This is a genomic window from Streptomyces sp. NPDC091649 (assembly GCF_044756785.1).
In the GTDB taxonomy this organism is placed as follows: Bacteria; Actinomycetota; Actinomycetes; order Streptomycetales; family Streptomycetaceae; genus Streptomyces.
On record NZ_JBIVTR010000022.1, the window covers coordinates 89,170 to 110,554 of the forward strand.

General features: G+C 72.7%; 23 protein-coding genes and 1 pseudogene. 12 read left to right on the forward strand and 12 right to left on the reverse strand.

Features of this window, described 5'->3' with window-relative positions; genetic code table 11:
* Positions 1–143: 143 nt before the first annotated feature.
* From ACIQMU_RS28325 to ACIQMU_RS28340, 4 genes are all read right to left on the reverse strand, one after another.
* Positions 144–1,076 carry a hypothetical protein gene (locus tag ACIQMU_RS28325; RefSeq protein WP_352244005.1) on the reverse strand — a complete coding sequence of 311 codons (933 nt, stop codon included), beginning with the start codon at positions 1,074–1,076 and terminating at the stop codon, positions 144–146.
* A 166-nt stretch (positions 1,077–1,242) separates the two neighbouring features.
* Positions 1,243–2,352, reverse strand: coding sequence for a BadF/BadG/BcrA/BcrD ATPase family protein (locus tag ACIQMU_RS28330; RefSeq protein WP_402689982.1), 1,110 nt, complete (start codon positions 2,350–2,352; stop codon positions 1,243–1,245).
* The gene (locus ACIQMU_RS28335; protein ID WP_006122638.1) at positions 2,349–3,026 is read right to left on the reverse strand and encodes a uracil-DNA glycosylase; all 678 of its coding nucleotides are present in this window, start codon (positions 3,024–3,026) and stop codon (positions 2,349–2,351) included. Before ACIQMU_RS28335 ends, ACIQMU_RS28330 begins: the two co-directional genes overlap by 4 nt.
* Before the next feature lie 44 nt (positions 3,027–3,070).
* On the reverse strand, positions 3,071–4,156 hold the full coding sequence (locus ACIQMU_RS28340) for a WD40/YVTN/BNR-like repeat-containing protein (RefSeq protein ID WP_402689983.1): 1,086 nt from the start codon (positions 4,154–4,156) through the stop codon (positions 3,071–3,073).
* 259 nt (positions 4,157–4,415) lie between these two features.
* On the opposite strand from ACIQMU_RS28340, the gene ACIQMU_RS28345 reads away from it, so the two are divergent.
* Together ACIQMU_RS28345 and ACIQMU_RS28350 are read left to right on the forward strand one after the other, a co-directional pair.
* Entirely contained in the window at positions 4,416–4,850 is a 435-nt protein-coding gene (locus ACIQMU_RS28345) for a hypothetical protein (RefSeq protein ID WP_402689984.1), read from the forward strand.
* A gap of 91 nt (positions 4,851–4,941) precedes the next feature.
* On the forward strand, positions 4,942–5,673 hold the full coding sequence (locus ACIQMU_RS28350) for a class I SAM-dependent methyltransferase (protein ID WP_402689985.1): 732 nt from the start codon (positions 4,942–4,944) through the stop codon (positions 5,671–5,673).
* Positions 5,674–5,685: 12 nt separating this feature from the next.
* Here ACIQMU_RS28350 and ACIQMU_RS28355 read toward each other — a convergent pair whose 3' ends face one another.
* Both ACIQMU_RS28355 and ACIQMU_RS28360 read right to left on the reverse strand, forming a co-directional pair.
* Positions 5,686–7,092 (reverse strand): FAD-dependent oxidoreductase, encoded by a 1,407-nt coding sequence (locus ACIQMU_RS28355; protein WP_402689986.1) that lies wholly within the window; start codon positions 7,090–7,092, stop codon positions 5,686–5,688.
* An 89-nt stretch (positions 7,093–7,181) separates the two neighbouring features.
* The gene (locus ACIQMU_RS28360) at positions 7,182–7,850 is read right to left on the reverse strand and encodes a DUF305 domain-containing protein (protein ID WP_402689987.1); all 669 of its coding nucleotides are present in this window, start codon (positions 7,848–7,850) and stop codon (positions 7,182–7,184) included.
* Between the two features lie 174 nt (positions 7,851–8,024).
* Here ACIQMU_RS28360 and ACIQMU_RS28365 point away from each other — a divergent pair, with 174 nt between their 5' ends.
* Complete coding sequence (locus tag ACIQMU_RS28365; RefSeq protein WP_402689988.1) at positions 8,025–9,512, forward strand: LVIVD repeat-containing protein; 1,488 nt, start codon at positions 8,025–8,027, stop codon at positions 9,510–9,512.
* Between the two features lie 309 nt (positions 9,513–9,821).
* On the opposite strand, the gene ACIQMU_RS28370 is transcribed toward ACIQMU_RS28365, so the two are convergent.
* The 4 genes from ACIQMU_RS28370 to ACIQMU_RS28385 form a co-directional block, all read right to left on the reverse strand.
* On the reverse strand, positions 9,822–9,998 hold the full coding sequence (locus ACIQMU_RS28370) for a hypothetical protein (protein ID WP_352244013.1): 177 nt from the start codon (positions 9,996–9,998) through the stop codon (positions 9,822–9,824).
* A 220-nt stretch (positions 9,999–10,218) separates the two neighbouring features.
* Positions 10,219–10,923, reverse strand: coding sequence for a phosphatase PAP2 family protein (locus ACIQMU_RS28375; RefSeq protein ID WP_402689989.1), 705 nt, complete (start codon positions 10,921–10,923; stop codon positions 10,219–10,221).
* 57 nt (positions 10,924–10,980) lie between these two features.
* Entirely contained in the window at positions 10,981–11,916 is a 936-nt protein-coding gene (locus ACIQMU_RS28380; RefSeq protein WP_352244015.1) for a M56 family metallopeptidase, read from the reverse strand.
* Positions 11,917–12,014: 98 nt separating this feature from the next.
* Positions 12,015–12,617 carry a DUF5134 domain-containing protein gene (locus ACIQMU_RS28385; RefSeq protein WP_352244016.1) on the reverse strand — a complete coding sequence of 201 codons (603 nt, stop codon included), beginning with the start codon at positions 12,615–12,617 and terminating at the stop codon, positions 12,015–12,017.
* A gap of 229 nt (positions 12,618–12,846) precedes the next feature.
* Between ACIQMU_RS28385 and ACIQMU_RS28390 the strand changes: the two genes are divergently transcribed.
* Entirely contained in the window at positions 12,847–13,422 is a 576-nt protein-coding gene (locus ACIQMU_RS28390; RefSeq protein WP_352244017.1) for a GNAT family N-acetyltransferase, read from the forward strand.
* A 12-nt stretch (positions 13,423–13,434) separates the two neighbouring features.
* Here ACIQMU_RS28390 and ACIQMU_RS28395 read toward each other — a convergent pair whose 3' ends face one another.
* Positions 13,435–14,118: a glycerophosphodiester phosphodiesterase family protein gene (locus ACIQMU_RS28395; RefSeq protein ID WP_352244018.1), complete on the reverse strand. Its 684-nt coding sequence runs from the start codon at positions 14,116–14,118 to the stop codon at positions 13,435–13,437.
* 295 nt (positions 14,119–14,413) lie between these two features.
* Between ACIQMU_RS28395 and ACIQMU_RS28400 the strand changes: the two genes are divergently transcribed.
* The 5 genes from ACIQMU_RS28400 (at position 14,414) to ACIQMU_RS28420 (ending at position 19,090) form a co-directional block, all read left to right on the forward strand.
* Positions 14,414–15,811: a DUF6421 family protein gene (locus ACIQMU_RS28400; protein ID WP_352244019.1), complete on the forward strand. Its 1,398-nt coding sequence runs from the start codon at positions 14,414–14,416 to the stop codon at positions 15,809–15,811.
* 26 nt (positions 15,812–15,837) lie between these two features.
* Positions 15,838–16,605, forward strand: coding sequence for an SDR family NAD(P)-dependent oxidoreductase (locus ACIQMU_RS28405; protein WP_352244025.1), 768 nt, complete (start codon positions 15,838–15,840; stop codon positions 16,603–16,605).
* Positions 16,602–17,663, forward strand: a complete 1,062-nt coding sequence (locus ACIQMU_RS28410; RefSeq protein ID WP_402689994.1) for a threonine aldolase family protein — start codon at positions 16,602–16,604, stop codon at positions 17,661–17,663. The genes ACIQMU_RS28405 and ACIQMU_RS28410 overlap by 4 nt, the downstream gene beginning before the upstream one ends.
* Before the next feature lie 76 nt (positions 17,664–17,739).
* On the forward strand, positions 17,740–18,339 hold the full coding sequence (locus ACIQMU_RS28415) for a transglutaminase family protein (RefSeq protein WP_352244020.1): 600 nt from the start codon (positions 17,740–17,742) through the stop codon (positions 18,337–18,339).
* A gap of 58 nt (positions 18,340–18,397) precedes the next feature.
* Positions 18,398–19,090, forward strand: coding sequence for a B3/4 domain-containing protein (locus tag ACIQMU_RS28420; protein WP_402689990.1), 693 nt, complete (start codon positions 18,398–18,400; stop codon positions 19,088–19,090).
* A 29-nt stretch (positions 19,091–19,119) separates the two neighbouring features.
* Here ACIQMU_RS28420 and ACIQMU_RS28425 read toward each other — a convergent pair whose 3' ends face one another.
* A complete protein-coding gene (locus tag ACIQMU_RS28425; RefSeq protein ID WP_352244022.1) occupies positions 19,120–19,842 on the reverse strand; it encodes a lysophospholipid acyltransferase family protein in 723 nt (240 codons plus the stop codon).
* Between the two features lie 231 nt (positions 19,843–20,073).
* Here ACIQMU_RS28425 and ACIQMU_RS28430 point away from each other — a divergent pair, with 231 nt between their 5' ends.
* The 3 genes and pseudogenes from ACIQMU_RS28430 to ACIQMU_RS28440 all read left to right on the forward strand — a co-directional run.
* Positions 20,074–20,400, forward strand: coding sequence for a thioredoxin family protein (locus tag ACIQMU_RS28430; protein ID WP_352244023.1), 327 nt, complete (start codon positions 20,074–20,076; stop codon positions 20,398–20,400).
* 196 nt (positions 20,401–20,596) lie between these two features.
* Positions 20,597–21,106: a flavin reductase family protein gene (locus tag ACIQMU_RS28435; protein WP_402689991.1), complete on the forward strand. Its 510-nt coding sequence runs from the start codon at positions 20,597–20,599 to the stop codon at positions 21,104–21,106.
* Positions 21,107–21,302: 196 nt separating this feature from the next.
* Positions 21,303–21,385: pseudogene (locus tag ACIQMU_RS28440) on the forward strand (electron transfer flavoprotein subunit beta); the annotation flags it as partial.

Here is a 21,385-nt window from a genome sequence, read left to right on the forward strand (position 1 = left end):
GGGCCCGGGGCCCGGGGGGGCGGCCGGGGGGGGGGGGGCCCCCCCCCCCCGGGGGGGGGGGCCCCCCCGGGGGGCCCCCCGGGGCCCGCCCCCCGCCGCGCTGTCGGGACGGCCGGGCCGCCGCCCGGCGGCGACGGCGCCGGTCAGTGAGCCTGAGCGCCCTGGACGCCCTGCGGCGCGGTCGGCGTGATGCCCAGCGTCGTGGCGTACAGGGACAGTGCGAGCTTGCCGATCGCCGGGTAGGCGCCCAGCGGCTCGGCCGTCGCGCAGCCCGCCTCCTTCGCGGCGGCGTCCAGCAGGCCGGGATCGACCTCCGGGCCCACCAGGTACGGCGCCAGCGCCAGCTGCGCCGAGCCGGAGTTCCGCAGCTGCTCCGCGATCGAGGAGACCGAGCCCTCCACGTCCAGCGCGGCGGCCATCACCGGAACGGCGAGCCGGGCGGCCAGCAGCATCCCGGTGATCCCGGCGGCCTGCACGGCCTCCTCCCCGCCCACGGTGGCCAGCACGATGCCGTCGGCGGCGGTGGCGACGGTGAACAGCCTGGCGCGGTCGGCGCGGGCCAGCCCGGCCTCCGACAGCCGTACGTGCAGGGCCTCGGCGAGCAGCGGGTGCGGGCCGAGCACGTCGGTCAGCTCGACCTGCGTACCGCTGTCCATCACGGCCTGCCGTATCCGCCGGATCAGCGAACTGTCGGGACCCGCGAGCAGCGGGACCACGACGGCGGGCGGACCCGTCGGCTCGGCGACCTCACGCCCGGCGGCGACGGCCTGCTCGAAGCGCGCGACGCGTTCGGCGGCGGTATGGGCGAGAACGGTGGCAAGGGCGGGGTACTCGGCGTCGTCGCCGTCGAGGTAGCCGATCCGGGCGTTGAGGCCGGGCAGCTCGGAACGGGCGATGCTGATCACCTCTTCGGCCAGGCTGCGCGTGGCCGAGGAGGGGGTACCGGGAACAGCGAGAACGAGCGCGGCAGCGCCCTCAGGTGCGACCACGGGCTCCGGGCGGCGGTGCCGTCCGGACTGGCGAGGTCGCGGCATTCGTACAGGCAGGCCGGAAGCGGGCCCAGTGGGGGTGCTCATGGCGCCGCATGCTACTGGTCTTGCCTGCCCCTCTGTTCGGGGAGGGTCCGGTCGAGCGTCAACTATCCGCTTATGTCCGATGAGTGATGTACCGCCCGAGTGCCCCTTTCTGTCGGCTCGTTGTCTCCCGGTCCGCCGCCCGCGTTTCCCGCGCGCCGGCGGCCGGTCATCCCGTCCGGGACTCGTCGCCGACCGACGTTCGGCCGCCCTGCCCCCTCCCGTGCTCCGGGGGCACGAACAACATCGTCGGGTGACGCGGCAAGCGCAGGTCGCCGGTTGCCAGGGCGCACGCGATCCGGAGTGCGCCGGTCAGCGGATCGCCTGCGGCCGTGGTCACTCCGGTCCCCGGCAAAAGGTGCGCCAGCTCCTCGCGCAGAGGCCCAAGGAGCGGCTCGCCCATCCGGAACAGGCCGCCCGTGAGGGCCACTTCGGCGCCCTCGACCAGCTCGCCGCCCTTTCCGGCGGTCGTCGGGCACACAGCCGCCGCCGCCTCGGCGATATGGCCGGCGGCTGCCCGCAGAATCCCGGCGGCGACCGCGTCCGCTCCGGCGCACGCCGCCACCTCGGGGGCGAACGAAGCCACCACGGCCGGCCGGTCGGAGCGCGGATAGAGCAGTCCCGGCAGTGCCTCGGCCGGCCCGAACACGGCCCGCAGCCGCTCCAGCAGCGCGGGGGAGCCGCCGCGCCGCCCGTCGTGGGCCCGCATCGCCGCGTCGAGTCCCGCCCGGCCGATCCACGCACCGCCGCCGCTGTCACCCAGAAGATGACCCCACCCGTCGGCCCGCTGCCACTCCGTCAGGTCCGTGCCGAGGGCGATCAGGCCCGTACCGCCCGCGACGACCGCCCCGGGGCGCTGACCCACCGCTCCGGCGTAGGCGGTCACCGCGTCGGCGGCCAGCGCCAGCCGGCGTACCCCCAGCGCCTCCGCGAGCGCACCCGGCAGCTCCGTCCGCAACCGCTCGCCGAGGGTGGCCATGCCCGCGGCCCCGACCGCCAGGGCCGCGAGCTCTCCGGTCGCCGCTCCGCCGGGCGAGGACGCGGACCCCGAGGCCCGGCCCAGCAACTCCCGGGCTGCGGGCAGCAGCTGGTCCAGGAGGTGTCCGGCGTCGATGCCCCCGGGACCCGTCCGCACCGGCTCGGCGCAGACCGTCGTCGCGAGAGGGCCGGGCAGCTCCACCCGGCCGAGCGCCACCCGCAGACCGGAGCCACCGGAGTCGACCCCGAGGACGTACGCGCCGTCCCCGGCCGGGGCGTACGCCGCCGGGGGGCGGGTCACGGAAGCCGCCAGTCCACCGGCTGGGCCCCCTGGCGTTCCAGCAGCTCGTTGACGCGGCTGAACGGCCGCGAGCCGAAGAAACCCCGGTCCGCGGACATGGGCGAGGGGTGCGAGGACTCGATCGCGGGGAAGTCGCCCAGCAGCGGTCGCAGATTGCGGGCGTCGCGCCCCCACAGGACCGACACCAGCGGCGTGCCCCGGGCCACCAGCGCCTTGATGGCCTGCTCGGTCACCTCTTCCCAGCCCTTGCCCCGGTGAGCGGCGGGCCGCCGAGGCGCGGTGGTCAGCGCCCTGTTGAGCAGCAGCACCCCCTGCCGCGTCCACGGAGTGAGATCGCCGTTGGACGGCCTGGGAAGCCCCAGATCCGCGTGGAGTTCGCGGAAGATGTTCTCCAGGCTGCCCGGCAGCGGCCGGACGTCGGGGGCCACCGCGAAGCTCAGCCCGATCGCGTGCCCCGGGGTGGGATACGGATCCTGGCCGACGACCAGCACTCTCACCTCCTCGAACGGCTGCTGGAACGCCCGCAGTACATGAGCCCCGGAGGGCAGGTACGTGCGTCCCGCGGCGATCTCCGCGCGGAGGAAGTCGCCCATAGCGGCGATGCGTTCGGCGACGGGTTCGAGGGCGTCGGCCCACCCCGGCTCGATGATCTCTTTCAACGGTCGTGCTGCCACGGCCCGCACTCTACTGCTGATACGACCGCTCCGATCAACTGCCGTCAGCCGAGCGCCACCGCCCGCACGCACAGGACGTCCGGCAGATGCGACGCGAGCTGCCGCCAGCTGTCGCCGTCGTCCGCGCTGGCGTACAGCTCGCCGTTGCGGTTGCCGAAGTAGACGCCGGCCGGATCCGCGTCGTCGGTGCACAGCGCGTCCCGCAGCACCGTCCCGTAATGCGCCCCGTCCGGCAGGCCCTCCGTGAGCGGCTCCCAGGTGCGCCCCGCGTCGCTCGTACGGAACACCCGGCAGCGGTGCTCCGCCGGGACCCGATCGGCGTCGGCGTTGATGGGGAAGACGTACGCCGTGTCACCGCGACGGGGGTGCGCGGCGGCGGCGAACCCGAAGTCCGAGGGCAGACCCGCACCGATGTCGCTCCAGTGGCCGCCGGAGTCGTCGCTGCGGAACACCCCCCAGTGGTTCTGCAGATAGAGCCGGTCCGGATCGACCGCGTCCCGGGTGACCTTGTGCACGCACTGGCCGAACTCCGGGTCCGGGTCCGGGAGGAAGACCGCGGAGACGCCCTTGTTCGACGGCGCCCAGCTCGCACCGCCGTCCTGCGTCCGGAACACGCCCGCCGTCGACACCGCGACGGTCACGGCCCGTGGGTCCCGGGGGTCGGTCAGGACGGTGTGCAGCCCCTCGCCGCCGCCGCCCGGCTCCCACCGCGAGCGGGTCGGGTGCTCCCAGAGCGGACGGACCAGCTCGAACGACTCGCCCCGGTCCTCGGAACGGAACAGCGCGGCCGGCTCCGTGCCCGCGTAGACCACGTCCGGCGCCTCGGGGCCGGCCGGATGCAGCTGCCAGACGCGCTCCAGTGACGCACCGGTGGACTTCGGGAACCTTACGGCGGGCTCTCGTGGTTCCACCCAGGTCTCGCCCAGGTCGTCGGAGTGGAAGACGGACGGTCCCCAGTGCGCGCTGTCCCCGCCCACCAGGATTCTCGGAGTGTCCCCCCGGGTGTCCACGGCGACCGAGTAGATCGCCTGAGCGTTGAAGTGCGGGCCCGTGACCTCCCACGTCCCGCCGCGTCTGCGGCCGATGAAGAGACCCTTGCGGGTGCCTGCGGTGAGCAATACATCGGTCATGGTCCTGGACCTCCCGATACGCCGTTGTGCCGGAACAGTGCCAGTCTGCACCCGGCCACTGACAGCGGCCCGCGCACACGCCCACCACCCCCGGCGGTGTCGGGCGGGAGAAGGCCGTGCGGGAGCCGCGGCGGGGCCGCACGCGCACCACCGCCGGGTGCTGGCATCCTGGGCGGGACCCGGACGGACGCCGGCACGGGCCGGACAGAGGTCAGGACGGACGCCCGGGAACGACCGGGGGGACACCGAGGAGACGACGATGGGCAGCGGGATCACGGACGCCGACGGACACCCGGTGCCGGTCACGGTCACCGCGGGCGAACCCGCTCCGGCCGCGGTCGCCGCCGGGGAAGCCGGCCCGGCGCCCCGCGTCGGCCTCCGGCTCTCACCCCCGGCGGGCGAAATCGCCTGGTCCTGCACCCCCGAGGCGGCGCGGGAGCTGGCCGCCGCGCTCCTCCGGGCCGCCGAGGAGACCGAGAGCGCACCGGGGGAGCGTCCCGTCACGGTCGAGGCGGGCGAACTGCGCCGCGGCGACGTGCGCGACGGCGACCGCGCCATGACGGTCCAGAGCGTCCGGAGCGACGGCTCCGCCGTCCACGTCACCTGGAGGTCCGGGGCCGGCCGCAGCTGGACCCAGGCGTACGCCGCCGATACCGCCATCACCCTCAAGCGGCGGATTCCCGGCGGCCGTTGACGCCGCCGGCGCGCTCCGGCCGCAGCTTGCCGACATGCCTGCCGCCGTGAGCGGCCACAGCGGGTGCGTGGTGTCGGTAGGGTGGTCCCCGATGTCTACCGAACAGGGCCCCACCGTGCGTGAGCTGGCCGTCCAGGCGCTCTCCTCGACGGAGCGCGGCTACGACCTCCTCGCCCCGAAGTTCGACCGGACGCCCTACCGCACCCCTGACCGCGTGCTCGACGCCGTCACCCGGGCGGTGCGCGAGCTCGGCCCCTTCGACACCGGACTCGACGTCTGCTGCGGCACCGGCGCGGGAGTGGCCGTGCTCCGGCAGACGTGCCGGGAGCGTGCGGTCGGGGTCGACTTCAGCGCGGGCATGCTCGCCGAGGCCCGTGCCGCCTTCCCGCCCGGGGGAGAGGGACCGGCCGTGCACTGGGTACGGGCCGACGTCCGCTCCCTGCCCTTCGGGCCCGCCTTCGATCTGGCCCTGAGCTTCGGCGCGTTCGGCCACTTCCTGCCCGCCGAACGCTTCGGCCTCTTCGCCGAGGTGTACGGATCGCTGCGCCCGGGCGGACAGTTCGTCTTCCCGATCGGCGCACCGCCCCCGGTGGGATCGCGTGCCTACTGGTCGCTGCTCGGCTTCGACGCGGCGATGCGGGTGCGCAACGCCCTGTGGCGCCCGCGGTTCATCATGTACTACCGCACCTTCCGGCTCGGCGACGTGCTGGAGGACCTGACACAGGCCGGCTTCGCGGTGCGGCTGCAGCCCCTGGCCCGACTCGGCCGGCGCACCGACGGCAGCCCCCGTGCCCGGCTCGTGGTGGCGACCCGGGAGCGATAGCGCGGCCGCCGCTCAGCGGTGCTCGCCCCGGGCCGCCGCCAGCAGCCCCGGCCAGTCGGGGATCTTCACCGGTCCCCGCCCCAGCGAACGGCCCAGCTCCGCCTCCGCGCGCTCGATCGACAGCCAGCCGGACCATTCCACCGGCCGCAGGCCCCGCTTCCGCAGCACGGCCAGCGGATCGTCCGCCGCCGTACGCCGCGCCAGCACGGCGGCGTCCTCCAGGAGCGAGGCCACCGTCTCCTTGGCGCAGGAGCGGTTCGAGCCGATCACCCCGGTCGGCCCCCGCTTGATCCACCCCGCCACGTACTCGCCCGGCGACGGCACGCCGTCCCGCAGCACCCGGCCCGCCGCGTGCGGCACCGTGCCGCGCACCGGGTCGAAGGGCAGTCCGGGCAGCTCCACGCCGCGATAGCCGACCGCCCGCAGGACCAGCTGCGCCTCGATGTCCTCGTACGAGCCCGTGTCCCGGACCCCGCCGGCGCCGTCCGGGACCGTCCGGGCGAACCGCACCCCGGCGACCCGCCCCGCGCGCTCCAGGAGCTCTACCGGCCGCAGGAAGAACCGCAGCCGGACGCGGCGCGCGTCCTCGGTCCTGCCCGGCGCCCGGCGCGACGCGGCCCCGACCGTGGCCCCGCTCGCCGACCAGCCGCGCAGGACCTCCAGGTTCCGCCGCACCGCGGCGGGCAGCGGCAGTGCTCCGGGCAGGCCGTCCGGAGCGGCGTACGCCGGATCGCGCGCGAGCTCCGCCGGGTCGACGACGACCTGTGCCCCGGGCAGCGCCCCCAGTTCCCGCAGTTCCTTGGTGGTGAACCGGGCCTGGGAGGGGCCCCGTCGGCCCACGATGTGCACCTCGCGCACCCGGCTGCCGGCCAGCGCGCTGAGCGCGGCGCGGGGCACATCGGTGGACCGCAGTTCGTCGGCGCCGCGCGCCAGGATGCGGGCCACGTCGACCGCCACGTTGCCCACGCCGATCACGACGGCCGAGCGGGCCTCCAGGGTGAACGGGTCGGCTCCGACGTCCGGGTGGGCGCTGTACCAGGAGACGAAGCGCGTGGCGGAATAGCTGCCCGGCAGGCTCTCGCCCGGCACCGCCAGCGGGCGGTCCGCCGAGGCTCCGACGCAGTAGACGACGGCGTGGTACAGCTCGGCGAGCCGGGCGGGGGAGACCCCTTCCGCGCCTCCGGCGCCGACATTGCCCACGAAGGTGACGCGTTCGTCCTCCAGTACCGCCCGCAGGCTGTTCTGCAACGACTTGATCTTCTCGTGGTCGGGCGCCACCCCGTACCGCACGAGTCCGTACGGGGTGGGCAACCGGTCCAGGACGTGCACACGCACGTCGGGCACGTCCGACTGCTGGAGCAGGGCCTGGGCGGTGTAGACCCCGCTGGGGCCGGAACCGATGACAGCGACGGAGAGCACGGCGTACCTCTTCCCTGAGGTTCCCTCCAGGATCGCACCGCCGGGCCGATCCGCACCGCCCCGTGCACGGGGCGGTGCGGCCGAGTGGCTCAGTCCATCAGCCCGCGCATCCGGTCGATCTCCACGGTCTGCTGGGCGACGACGTCGCTCGCCATCTCCTCGACGATGATGTCGTTTCCGTCGGTGAGCGCCTCGGTGGCCATGGTGACCGCCCCCTGGTGGTGGGTGATCATCAGCTCCAGGAAGAGCCGGTCGAAGGCCGTGCCCTCGGCGGCGCGCAACTTCCTCAGCTGGGCCTCCGTCGCCATGCCGGGCATTCCGGTGTGATCGTGGTGCTGCTCGCGCCGGTCGCCGCCGTTTCTCTTCAGCCACCCCTCCATCGCGCCGATCTCCGGCTTCTGGCCCGCCGAGATGCGCTCCGCGAGCCGTTTGACGGCGGTGGCCGAGGCGCGTTCCGGGACGAGTTCTGTCATCACGAGCGCCTGCGCGTGGTGCTCGATCATCATCCGCGCGTAGCGGAAGTCCGCGGAGTTGGCGGTGTCCTGACCGGCCTCCTCGACGGCCTCCTCGGCGGAGAGCGTCCGAGCGGGCTCGCCCGGTCTGCCGGGCGCGACCACGCCCGGGCCCGAGTCCCCGGCCTTGTCCGACGTTCCGTCACCGCCGTCGGTGTCGCAGGCTCCGAGGACGAGCGCGGCGGCGACGGCCGCCGCCGCGAGAGCGGTGGAGCGCGAGGTCGCGGACCGGCGACGGCTCAGCACGGAGACCTCCCGGGCCCCAGGGAGGGCCGCGGACCACCCTCACGCGCTTCCACCGGCCGGAGATCGAGAACTCTTCTCATGTCTGCGCCCTCTGTTGATGTGTACATGAGAGGGACGATACTGCCGGAGGTTCATGAACCGTTCGACCCCGAACGGAGAACGAGGGAGGACGCAGTGACCTCGCACACCACCCGCGTGCGGCGCGGACGTCTGGGCGCGGTGGCAGCCGCCACCGGGCTCCTCGCCACGCTGCTGACGGCCACCACAGCGGCCGCGACCCCCGACCCGGGCGACGCCCCGGCCGAACGCGGTTCCGTCACCACGAGCGAGCAGGCCGAGGCCAGGGCCGCGATAGCCGGCGGTGACATACCCGGCGTGGACGAGATCGTCCACAGCTCCAACATCAAGCACCTGACGAACGTGCCGAAGGGCGCCCTCAAGGGCTCCAACACGGACCTCGCGTTCCAGGGGAAGTACGCGTACGTCGGCAACTACGACGGTTTCGTCATCTACGACATCAGCAAGCCGAAGAAGCCCAGGACGGTCTCCCAGGTCCTCTGCCCCGGCTCACAGAACGACATCTCGGTCTCCGGGAACCTGCTCTTCCTGTCGACGGACTCCTCGCGCAGCGACGACTCCTGCTCCAGCACCTCCCAGCCCGCCACGGAGAAGTCCTCGTGGGAGGGCATGAAGATCTTCGACATCAGCGACAAGCGGAAGCCGAAGTACATCGCCGCCGTGGAGACCGCCTGCGGTTCCCACACGCACACGCTGGTGCCGGACGGCAGGAACGTGTACGTGTACGTCTCCTCGTACGCGCCCAACGAGGCGTTCGCCGACTGCAAGCCCCCGCACGACGGGATCTCCATCATCAAGGTGCCGGTCAGGGCGCCCCAGAAGGCCCGGATCGTCAACTTCCCGGTGCTCTTCCCGGACGGCGGAAACCCGGGGGCGCCGGAGAACCCGGGCGTCTCCAGGACGACCGGCTGCCACGACATCACGGTGCTGCCGTCCAAGGACCTGGCCGCCGGCGCCTGCATGGGCGACGGTCTGCTGTTCTCCATCGAGGACCCGGAGCACCCGAAGATCATCGACCGGGTCCAGGACAACGAGAACTTCGCGTTCTGGCACTCGGCGACCTTCAACCAGGGCGCGAACAAGGTCGTCTTCACCGACGAGCTCGGTGGTGGCGGCGCGGCCACCTGCAACGAGGAGATCGGGCCGAAGCGGGGCGCCGACGGCATCTACGACATCGTCGGCGAGGGAGACCGGCGCGAACTGGTCTTCCGCAGCTACTTCAAGATCGACCGCCACCAGGCCGACGCCGAGGTCTGCGTCGCCCACAACGGCTCCATCATCCCGGTGGAGGGCCGCGACCTGATGGTCCAGGCGTGGTACCAGGGAGGCATCTCCGTCTGGGACTTCACCGACTCCTCCAAGCCCGAGGAGATCGCCTTCTTCGAGCGCGGCCCGGTCACCCTCGACCAGGTCACCACGGCCGGCCCCTGGTCGGCGTACTACTACAACGGCCACATCTACTCCAGTGACATCGCCAAGGGCTTCGACGTGCTGAAGCTCAAGGACCGGCGCACCGACCCGGCCGGGCGGGTCAAGCTGGACGAACTCAATGTGCAGACGCAGCCGGACTACTTCGACCGCTGATCCGTCAGCGGGTCCCGCGGCCGACTCGTGCCGCCTGCCGGGGCCGGTGTCTCCCGGGCGGTCCTCCGCCCGCGCGGCACCGGCCCCGGTGCGTGTGCCGCCGGAAATTCATTGACCGATGAGCCGGGTGGGGACATGCTGGATCCCTGCGACGGCGGACTCCGAAACTCCGGTCCCCGACGCGGTCCGCGGCCGTGTCCCACGGGGCACGCCGAGGGTGCGCCCGGATCCGGCGACGCGGGGGATCGCCGGATCGGGCGCGATCTCCCCAGAGGTCCTTCCCGTGCCGCCGAACGGCGGATCCGCCGGTCAGGCGGCCGTGCGGGCGCCCGCTCCGGTGACGGCGGCCCACTCCACCAGCAGCCGCTGGTACTCCGCCTCGTCCTGCGGCGTCAGGCAGCCGCCCGAACGCTGCCACAGGTCGCGGATCTCCGCGTTGACCTCGGCTGCGGAACGAGCGGACACGGACGACGACATCGGGGACATGTCCACCAGGCTACGGCCATGGGCGGCTACGGCTACCCCTTCCGCGACGGGATATGCCTCACATCCCGGTCCGGTCTTCCCTGTTCGCTGTCGGCCTCGCTCCGGGGCCGGAAGGACGCGATACTTCCAGGCCCGCATCCGCACCCGATCGGAGCGTCCTTCCCGGCCGCCGGGGCGGTCGCGGGGCCCCTGGGGGCGGACAGGGGCGCGTGCGGCACCCTCAGGCCCGCAGCGCCCGGCTCTCCTCGGCCGGAGCCCGGGGCGCCGCGTACCGGGCGTATCCGGTGGTGCTCAACGCCACCACGGCCACCCCGAACAGCACTCCGCCCACGACGTCGGTCAGCCAGTGCACCCCCAGGTACACCCGGGTCACCGCCACACCGGCCGCCGAGACCACGGCCACGGCCAGCGCCGCGCCCCGGGCGCCGGGGCCCGCACCGTGGAGCCTCAGCAGCCATACGAGCAGCCCGCAGCTCACGACGGCCGTCATGGCGTGCCCGGAGGGGAAGGCGGCGTACTGGGCCGAGTCCACCGGATCGGGCCACTGCGGGCGCTCGCGGTCCAGCAGAGACTTCAGCCCCTGTTGGAGGAGCGAGGCGAACAGGCTCGTCGCCGCCACCCAGAGGGCGAGCGGGCGTGCGCCCCGCGCCCACAGGACGACCACGGCCACCGCGGTCAGGGCGCGCATGGTCCAGGGGTCCCACACCCAGTCCGTCAGCACCCGGTTCACCCGGACCAGACCGGGATCGGCCACAGCGTGCCGGTGCAGCGTGTCGGCGACCGCCCGGTCCAGGGACATCAGGGGCGACCAGCGCGCCGCCACCAGCAGGAGCAGGACCGCGGCCGCCGCGACGGCGGCCCCGGTCCACAGGGCGGCCGGGGTGCGGGGGGAGCGGTCCTGCGGTCGGAAGAGGGGGGAGGGCATGGGGTGATCCTCGCGGAGGACACCGCCCGAGGGCCAGCCCGGGACGCGGAGCCCGGGCTACCCCAGGGCGCGGAGCCCCGGGACGAAGGCCACGAACACCGGTACGACCGGCACCAGCGCGGCGGCGGCCGTCAGCCGGAGCCTGCGGCCCGCCGTCAGCCGCTCGACGGGCGCCAGCAGCCGGTTGACCCGGAGGGGCACTTGGGCCTGCGGGGTGGGGCAGGGGCCGAACACCCCGCGGTCCTCGTTGAGTCCGACCAGGGCGAGCGCGGTCGTGAGGCGCCCGAAGCGCCGTGAGGCCACGTCGTCGGCGGCCAGTTCGACCAGCCGGTGCATCTCGTCGCGGAACGCGGCGAACACCGGGATCTGCGGGAAGCCGATCGCCAGCGCCGAGGAGCAGTGCAGCAGCCAGTCGTGCCGGGCCTGGGCGTGGCCCTGCTCGTGGGCCAGCACGGCATCGAGCTGACGGCCCTTCAGGCGGCCCAGCGCGGCGGTGGTGATGACCAGTTGCGGAGCCGTGCCGGGCATCCACCAGGCGTCCGGGCGCTCGCCCTCCAGCACCACGAGACGGTCGGCGCCGGGCTCCTCGCCGGGCATCAGCGGGGAACGCACCAGCAGTTCCGCCCGGCGCCGCTTGCGGCGACGCCGTGCCCGCCGGACCTCCCGCAGGAGCATCGCCCCCGTCCACAGCCCGCCCAGTGCCAGCAGCACCGCGATGACCGCCGACCACGGCCCGTACGCCGCCAGGGCGTACGCCTCCACGACGGCGTGCGGGGCGGGGGCGAACACCTGGCCGCGCACCGCCTGCCAGGCGGCGGCCGCGCTCAACGTCATGGACAGGGCGAACGACAGCAGCACCCCGGCCACCACGCACTGCCAGACCCACAGCGCCACGACCGGTTCGCGCTCCGGCCACCGGGCCCGCGCCATCAGGCGGGGGGTCACCAGGGCGGTCAGTGCACCGAGCAGCAGCAGCGCGAGGGAGACCAGCATGGCTTCAGCATATGAGGGACGGCCCGGCCGAGGGTACGGCCCCGACCGGCAAGTGACGCAGACCACGGTTTGCCGGGGGTTCTGTCCCACTTCCCGTCTCACAAAGTGAGCAGCATGGCGAACATGCCGATGCCCATCGTGAGCCGACAGGCCGTCGTGAGCCCGGGCCGGCCGTCCCTTCCGTCTCCGAATCCTCCCGCCCCCCGGCCGGGAGGACGCGTGCCGCCGCCCGCGGGCACGGCGGTGGCGGGCAGCAGCCGGCCGGCCGAGCCCAGTACGTAGAACGCGTAGTAGACGAGCAGCGCCCCCGTCAGCAGGGGTATGCCGCCGGCGCCCGCCGCGGCCGCCCCGTGCCCGGCGTGGCCGCCGCCGGTGACGGCCGGGGCCATCGCCACGGCCATGTAGACCATGGCCAGCGAGCCGACGAGATGGTGCAGATGATGGCCGCCGCGCAGGGCGGGTCCCAGGGCTCGCAGCGCGGCCGCGCCGAACAGCACCGCGTACACCGCCCAGGCCCAGTCCGGGGGCGGCAGCACCGCCGCCGGAACAGCCATCACGGCCATGCCGAAGCCCATGAACGCCTCCGAGCGCGCGGTGCGGCGCTCCCGGGGCGTCCCCGAGCGGGTGTGCAGCAGGCAGTAGGCGCCGCTCACCGCGCACAACGCCGTCAACAGCCAGCCGGTCAGGGCCCCTCCGTGCACGGTGCGTCTCCCCCCGGTCGGACGTGCGCGCTGTCGCGGGTCGCCCCATCGATGCCCGGGAGGCCGTCGCCGAACCCGGCGCACGGGGTGGTGAAGGAGGTGCGTCCGGTGCCCGCCGGGGGCGCTCCGGGTCGCGCTACTCTCGACCCACACGTGCGGGCGGAGGCCGCGACCGTACGCACGGCAGCAGAGGAACCCGTACGGCGGCAGAGGAACGGAGAGCCCCACCATGGACACCGCCACGCCCCCCGAGTCGGCCCGGCTGACCTTCCGGGACGCGACCGAGGACGACGTCCCCGCGCTGGTGGCCCTCATCGAGTCCGCCTACCGCGGTGACTCCAGCCGCGCGGGCTGGACCACCGAGGCCGACCTCCTCCAGGGGCAGCGGACCGACGAACAGGGTGTGCGCGAGGTCCTCGACGCTCCGGCGGGCCGGCTCCTCGCGGTCGAGCGCGACGGCGGCCTCGTCGCCTGCTGCCAGCTCGAACACCGGGGCGACGCGGCCTACTTCGGGATGTTCGCGGTGCGGCCGGGACTCCAGGGCGGCGGACTCGGCAAGCTGATCATCGCCGAGGCTGAGCGCACCGCCAGGGAGAGCTGGGGCGTCGGCGAGATGCACATGACGGTGATCTCGGTGCGTGAGGACCTGATCGCCTGGTACGAGCGCCGAGGCTATCGCCGTACGGGACGGCTCACCCCGTTCCCGTACGGCGACGAGCGCTTCGGCGTTCCGCAGCGCGACGACCTGGCTTTCGAGCTGCTCGTCAAGAACATCGAGGGGAGCGGCGCCGGGGCGGGCGCCTGAGGAGGGCCGCCCTCAGGCGGTGAAGCGCCCGGCGCGGCGGATCTCGGGGAAGTCGGTCGTCGCGCCGTCCAGGCCCAGCGCCCGCGCGAGCCGCAGGTGGTCCTGGGTGTTCACCACCCAGCCGATCACCTTCACGCCCTCGGAGTGCGCCTGCTCCACGACCTCCAGGGTGAGGCGGCGGATGTTCAGCGCGAGCGTCGCCGCGCCCGCCGCCTTCGCCCGCTCCACCACGTCCGCGCCCCAGCGGCCGGCGATGAGCACCGTGCGTACGCCCGGCACCAGCCGGGCGATCTCGGTGACGGCCTCGTCGTGGAACGAGGAGACCTCCACCCGGCCGACGAGATCACGCTCCACGATCACGTCCGCCAGCGCGCGGGCCGCCGCCACGTCCTTGATCTCCGCCTGGAGCGGGGAGGAGACGGCTTCCAGCACCTCTTCGAAGACGGGGATCCGCTCCCCCCGCCCGGCGTCGAGCTCGCGCAGCTCCGCCAGGGTCCTGGCCGCGATCGGCCCGGTCCCGTCGGTGGTGCGGTCCACGTCCGCGTCGTGCATGACGACGAGCGCGCCGTCCTTGCTGAGGTGGAGGTCCAGCTCGATGACGTCCATCCCGGACGCCTCGGCACGTGCGAAGGAGCGCAGGGTGTTCTCGGGCTCGACGCCCATCACTCCGCGATGGCCCAGGGTGAGAAATGGCAAGGCGACCTCGTTTCCGTCGGCGGCTGTCCGTCGACCACTCCTGCCCGCGCGGAGGCGGGGCGATGCGGCACTCGGGGAGGGTAGCGGCCACGGCCCCCGATGTCCCCCGCCGTGCGGGCCGGGTCGCCGGAGCCCGGGAGGGGCTGCGGGAACTATGCGTCTACCCGGGATACGGCAGGAAAAACAGCGGTTGCCACGGGGGTGCGCAGGATAATTTTCAGGACCTCGACTTGTCGGGGTGATCCCTGCACGGCTACGGTGAAGCCACGCGAGGTTCTCCCGTGGAGGAAGTGTTATGACGGAAATTCTTGTGCACGACGCCACCGACGGCGCGATAGCTACGGCCCAGCGGGTGGTCGAGCACCCGGCCTGGCCCGTGCTCAAGGACGCCGTCGAAGAGATCCGCCCCTGGCAGTCCAAGGACGGATCCATCGACTTCGAGGCCGAGGGCGCCCCCTCGCCGGCCATCGTCGAGCAGGTCCTCGACCGGGTGATCGGTGCGGTCGAGGAGCTCTCCCCGCTCCTCCCGCACGACGCCGCCTACCACCGCGCGCTCGTCGCCGACCTGCGCCGCTGGGCGGCGGACGGCTTCCAGGTCCCCGACTTCCTGGACTCGCTGCTCGCCTTCCAGCCCGCGAAGAACCGGACGGACGGCCTCCAGCACCTCGTCGTCTTCGCGATGTACACGCAGAACGGCAACCCCGACCGCAATCTCGAAGCGGTCGTGCTCAAGATGGTCTGGCCCGAGTGGCTCGCCGACCTGGAGGCGCGGCGCTACGACAACCCGCTCTTCTGCGGCATCACCTTCGAGGACTTCACCGCCGGGTACGACACCCACTCCGCGGTGCTCTTCCCGGAGACCATCGCCGTGCGCGAGGCCCCCGAGCGCTTCAGCTGGGGCGGCATCTTCTGCGACCGCGAGGCCGCCCGCTTCCGCCGCGTCACCGAGGCGTCCGTCGACCTGCTGGGCCTGGAGCTGCCCGACGACATCCGCGAGATGATCGGCGACCAGCGGCGCTGCGAGCAGGCGTTCGTCCTGTGGGACATGGTGCACGACCGCACCCACAGCCACGGCGACCTGCCGTTCGACCCCTTCATGATCAAGCAGCGGCAGCCGTTCTGGATGTACGGCCTGGAGGAGCTGCGCTGCGACCTCACCGCCTTCAAGGAGGCCGTGAAACTGGAGGCCGAGGGCAACGCCCACGGCCGTGACGTGCAGTACGCGGTGCTCTTCGACCGGATGTTCCGCTTCCCCGTCTCCGGCGAGCGCGTCCGCAACTACGACGGCCTCGGCGGCCAGCTGCTCTTCGCGTACCTCCACAAGCACGACGTCGTCCGCTGGACCGACAACACCCTGAAGATCGACTGGGACCGTGCCCCGCAGGTCACCAACCAGCTGTGCGACGAGATCGAGAAGCTGTACCGCGACGGCATCGACCGCCCCAAGCTGGTCCACTGGTTCGCCGCCTACGACCTCGTGTCCACCTACCTGGCCCCGCACCCGGGATCGCGCTGGGCCAAGGGTCCCGACGCCCTGGACCTCACACTTCCTCCTCGCAAGCTCGTCGACGACGTGCTTCCGGACGAGTTTCCCCTGAGCATGTTCTATGAGGCGCTCGCCAAGAAGCTGAAGAACGTGATTGCCTCCACCAAGGGAATCACCGCGGCGAACGACGAGCGGGCAGCCGCGTGAACCACATTCCCGAGGAGGCGGTGGCCATGAACGCGAACGGCACGGGCGAGGGGACCGGGGCGCTCGAAGGAGCCGTGGTCGCGGTCGCCGGAGCGGCCGGCCCGGCGGGCCGCGCGACGCTGCTGCGGCTCGCCGAGGCGGGCGCGACGGTCGTCGGATGCGACGCCAACCCCGAGCGGCTCGCCGAGGCGGTGGACGCCGCCCGGTACGCCCACGGGGGCGCCACCGTCACCGGCGAGACCGTCGACCTGCTCGACCTGGACGCCACCCGGGACTGGGCCACGCGCACCGAGGCGGAGTTCGGCCGTATCGACGGCCTGGTCCACCTCGTCGGCGGCTGGCGCGGCAGCAAGTCGTTCCAGGAGACCGCCCTGTCCGACTGGGACGCCCTGGAGAAGCTGCTCGTCCGCACCGTCCAGTCGACCTCGCTGGCCTTCCAGGAGGGCCTCCAGCGCAGCGACCGGGGCCGCTATCTTTTGATCAGCGCCGCCGGGGCCACCAAGCCCACCGCGGGCAACGCCGCCTACTCCGCCGCCAAGGCAGCCGCCGAGGCGTGGACCCTCGCGCTCGGCGACGCCTTCCGCAAGGCGGGGGGCGAGGACGGTCCCGCGGCGGCTGCTGCGATCCTGGTGGTCAAGGCACTGGTGAACGACGCCATGCGCGCCGAGCGCCCGAATGCGAAGTTCGCGGGCTTCACCGACGTCACGGAACTGGCCGAGGCCGTCGCCGGCGTCTGGGACGAGCCCGCCCCCGAAGTGAACGGAAAGCGCCTGTGGCTGACCCCGCAAACGTGAGGACCGACGCGCGACGTCACCATGACCCGCAACTGCGCGGCTTCGCCAGTGACAACTACGCCGGGGCCCACCCGGAGGTTCTCGCCGCCATCGCCCTCGCCAACGGCGGCCACCAGGTCGCCTACGGCGAGGACGACTACACCGGCCACCTCCAGCGGGTCATGCACAGCCACTTCGGCCCCACCGCCGAGGCGTTCCCGGTCTTCAACGGCACGGGCGCCAATGTGGTCGCGCTCCAGGCGCTCACCGACCGCTGGGGCGCCGTCATCTGCGCCGAGTCCGCGCACATCAACGTGGACGAGGGCGGTGCGCCCGAGCGGATGGGCGGGCTGAAGCTTCTCACCGTGCCCACGCCGGACGGCAAGCTCACTCCCGAGCTCATCGACCGGCAGGCGTACGGCTGGGACGACGAGCACCGGGCCATGCCGCAGGTCGTCTCGATCACCCAGAACACCGAGCTGGGCACCGTCTATACCCCCGACGAGATCCGCGCCATCTGCGACCACGCCCACGAGCGCGGCATGAAGGTGCACCTCGACGGGGCCCGGATAGCGAACGGCGCCGCCTCCCTGGACGTGCCGATGCGCACGTTCACCACCATGGTGGGAGTGGACGTGCTGTCCCTCGGCGGTACGAAGAACGGCGCGCTCTTCGGCGAGGCCGTCGTCGTGCTGAACCCGGACGCGGTCCGGGCGATGAAGCATCTGCGCAAGCTCTCCATGCAGCTCGCCTCCAAGATGCGCTTCGTCTCCGTCCAGCTGGAGGCGCTGCTGGCCAAGGACCTGTGGCTGCGCAACGCGCGGCACGCCAACGCCATGGCCCAGCGGCTCGCCGACGGCGTCCGGGCGATCGACGGCGTGGAGATCCTCTACCCGGTCCAGGCCAACGCCGTGTTCGCCCGGCTGCCGCACGCGGTCAGCGAGCGGCTTCAGGAGCGCTTCCGGTTCTACTTCTGGGACGAGACGGCCGGGGACGTCCGCTGGATGTGCGCGTTCGACACCCGCGAGGACGACGTCGACGCCTTCCTCCAGGCGCTGAAGGAAGAGCTGGCGCGGTAGCGCGAAACAGGCATACCTATGCGGCCGACCGGAAATCAATGGACTTCCGGTCGGTCGCTTCGTACGCTCTCGGGCCATGGAGCTGACACAGCAGTGCCCCGACATCAGCGCGTATCTGGCTGCTGACGAGGTCATCGATCACGAGCATGTCGAGGTCAGGGAGGCGGCGGCTCGTCTCGCACTCGACGCTGACACCGCATATTCATACGCGCGATCCGCCTTCGAGTTCGTCCGCGACGCCATTCCCCACTCGGCCGACACGGGAGATCCGCGCGTCACCTGGCGCGCCTCCGATGTGCTTGCCGCCCGTACCGGCATCTGTCACGCCAAGTCGATCGCGCTCGCGGCGCTGCTGCGCGCCCGCGGTGTCCCGGCCGGTCTCTGCTATCAGCGCCTCGCCGACGAGGACGGAGCCGGCCCGGTGGTCCACGGCCTGGTCGCGCTGCGGCTTCCCGGGGCCGGACGCTGGGCGCGGCTGGACCCCCGCGGCAACAAGCCGGGCATCGACGCGCGGTTCTCGCCGGAGCGGGAACGGCTGGCGTGGGTGGTCCGCGAAGAGTTCAATGAAGTCGACTATCCAGTAGTCTATGCTGCACCACCCGAGGTGATCCTCCGTGCGCTGAGGGGCGCCCGGGACCGTGCGGAGCTCGGACGGGACCTTCCCGGGGAGCTCTGACGGGCCCGCCCGCCCATCGCACCGGGTCGCCGTATCCGGCAAGGCAGTAAGGCAGACGATGACCCTCACCTTCACCGTGTCCGACGAGGTGCGCGCAATCGCACCGGGCTTCAGCCACCTCGCCGTCGAGGCGCGCGGGCTGGTCAACGGCCCCAGCGACGCCCGCAGCGCGGCACTGCTGGACGACGCCGCCCGCAGGCTCACCGAGCGGCTGGAGGGCCGCGCCCCGCACGAGGACCCGCGCATCGCGGCCTGGCGCGAGGTCTACACCGCCTTCGGGGCCAAGCCCTCCCGCACGCGGAACTCGGCCGAGGCGCTCGCCCGGCGGGCCCTCGCCGAGGGCGGCCTGCCCCGCATCAACCTGCTGGTCGACGCCTACAACGCCATCAGCGCCGCCCATCTCGTCCCGGTCGGCGGCGAGGACACCGACCACATCGAGGGAGGGATGCGGCTCATCCGCGCGACCGGCGACGAGCCGTTCCCCACCGTCGCCGGCGGCGAGGAGGCGGTGGAGCGCCCCGAACCCGGCGAAGTCGTCTGGTGCGACGACGAGGGCGTCACCTGCCGCCGCTGGAACTGGCGTCAGGGCGTGCGTACCCGGCTCACGGAGGAGTCGGTCAACGCCGTCTTCCTGCTGGAGGGCCTCGCACCCATGCCCCACGGCGAGCTGGACGCGGCGGGCGCCGAACTCGCCGTGGCCCTGGATCGGCTCAGTCCCGGAGCGCGGATCACCGTCCACCCACCGCGGTGAAGTGGCGGCCGCCCGTGACGCGGCGGCCGTCAGCCGAGCTCGCGCACCTCGGCGGGGGTCGGGGCCGTACCACCGAGGTGGGCCGGCACCCACCAGGTGTCGCTCGCGTCCTTCGGGCGCACCGGGTAGGCCCGCTGCGCCGCCTCCAGCAGCTCCTGGACCCGCTCCCGCAGCCGCCGGGTGATGGCGCCGGCGTACTGGTCGGCGGGCGCCTCCACGGGCTCGCCGACGCGGATCGTGATCGGGATGTGGCTGCGCCGGAAGTTGCGCGGCCGCCCCTTCGTCCAGATCCGCTGCGTACCCCAGAGCGCCATGGGGATCAGCGGGACCCCGGCCTCCTGAGCGAGCCGCGCCGCACCCGACTTGAAGCTCTTCAGCGTGAAGGACTGCGAGATGGTGGCCTCGGGAAACACCCCGATGATCTCGCCGGAACGCAGCGACCGAAGCGCGTGGGCGTACGCGTCCTCACCCTGGTCGCGGTCGACCGGGATGTGCTTCATTCCCCGCATGAGCGGACCGGAGATCTTGTGCCGGAATACCGATTCCTTCGCCATGAACCGGACGAGCCGCTTCTGTGGCAGGGCCCCCAGGCCGGTGAAGATGAAGTCGAGATAGCTGATGTGATTGCTGACCAGCACCGCACCACCGGTCTTCGGGATGTGCTCCGAACCCTGAGTGTCGATCTTCAGGTCGAGCGCCTTGAACAGGGTGCGAGCGGCGCCGATGACCGGTCGATAGACGAGTTCTGCCATCTGGTGAAGACCCTTCTTCAGTGCCTGGGGAGGGTTCTCCCGGCGGAAGTTACGCAGCCGTAGGTTTTCGGCATTGTGGCGATGGTGCCCCATGCGCGAGCCCCTGGCCAGTCCCGACGGAGCCGGGGCGCGAGATTCTCGTCACGTGCGCGTACCCCCGGAGCTGCGGGGAATGTCCGGGCGGCGGCCGGTGCTGACGTCTTACGACGAACTCTGATCAGGAGGCACCAGGTGGACCGCCGGACACACGGGCAGCGGCTCGAAGCATCCCAACTCGGCGCGGAACTCGGGGAACGAGCGACGCTGGTCCAGTTCTCCAGCGCCTTCTGTCAACCGTGCCGGGCCACCCGCCGCACGCTCGACGAAGTGGCCGGGATGGTCGAGGGGGTCGTCCACATCGAGGTCGACGCCGAGGCCCACCTCGCGCTGGTGCGGTCCCTCGACATCACGAAGACGCCGACCGTCCTGGTGCTCGACGCCGAGGGGGAGGTGGTCCGCCGGGCGTCCGGCCAGCCCCGCACCGTCGATGTCGTCGCCGCGCTCGGCCACGCCATATGACGGACCGTGACGCATCTCCCACATTCCGGAACGCCCTTGACGGTGCGCGCCGCGCATCGTCAGTGTGACGTTATGCCGCCAGAACTCCTGCTTCACGGCCGGGTCCATGTGGACCTCGCACGCAACGCGAGTGCGCGCTGTCCGGGTGTCTGAGCGCCCGCGGACCCGTACGCCACTTTCGCACAAGGACACGCGCATGACGGCAATGCCCGATCTCACCCCCGCCCCGGCGGTCGCCACGCCCGAACTCTTCCGCGCGGTCTTCCGCCGCCACGCCGCGGGCGTGGCGGTGATCACCGCCGCGGGGGAGCGCCCGGTCGGCTTCACCGCCACCTCGCTGACCTCTGTCTCGGCCGAACCCCCGCTGATCTCCTTCGGCGTCGGCACGTCGTCCTCCAGCTGGCCCGTGCTGGCGGGTGCCGAGCACGTGGGCGTCCACCTGCTCGGCGAGCACCAGCGGGAACTGGCCGCGACCTTCGCCCGCAGCGGGGCCGACCGCTTCGGCCCGTCGACCGACTGGAGCAGCGGTCCGGAGGGCGTCCCGCTGCTCGCGGGCGTGTCCGCCTGGCTGGTCTGCCGCGTCGTGACCCGTGTCCCCGCCGGGGACCACCGCATCGTCATCGCCGAGGTGGTGGCGGGAGCGTCCTCCGGAGCCGGCCGCCCGCTGGTCTACCACCAGGGACGGTTCACGGCTCTGCGAGACTGAGGTCACGCACGCACAGGCCCGCCGCGTTGGCAAGGTCACAGTGCACACCGCTTGCCCACGGGTGACGGACTCGGTGTACTGGCGAGTAATATCGGCCTCGGAGCCTCGGTCGTCCTGACCGGATCCGGCCCGAGAAGGCGCCTATGCTGCGTGCAACAAGGCAGCCCGGAAATGACGATGCAGTAGGAGAGCCGGCGTGAGCTTGAGGATCGTTGTCTGTGTGAAGTACGTGCCCGACGCGACCGGTGACCGGCGGTTCGCCGATGACCTGACGCTGGA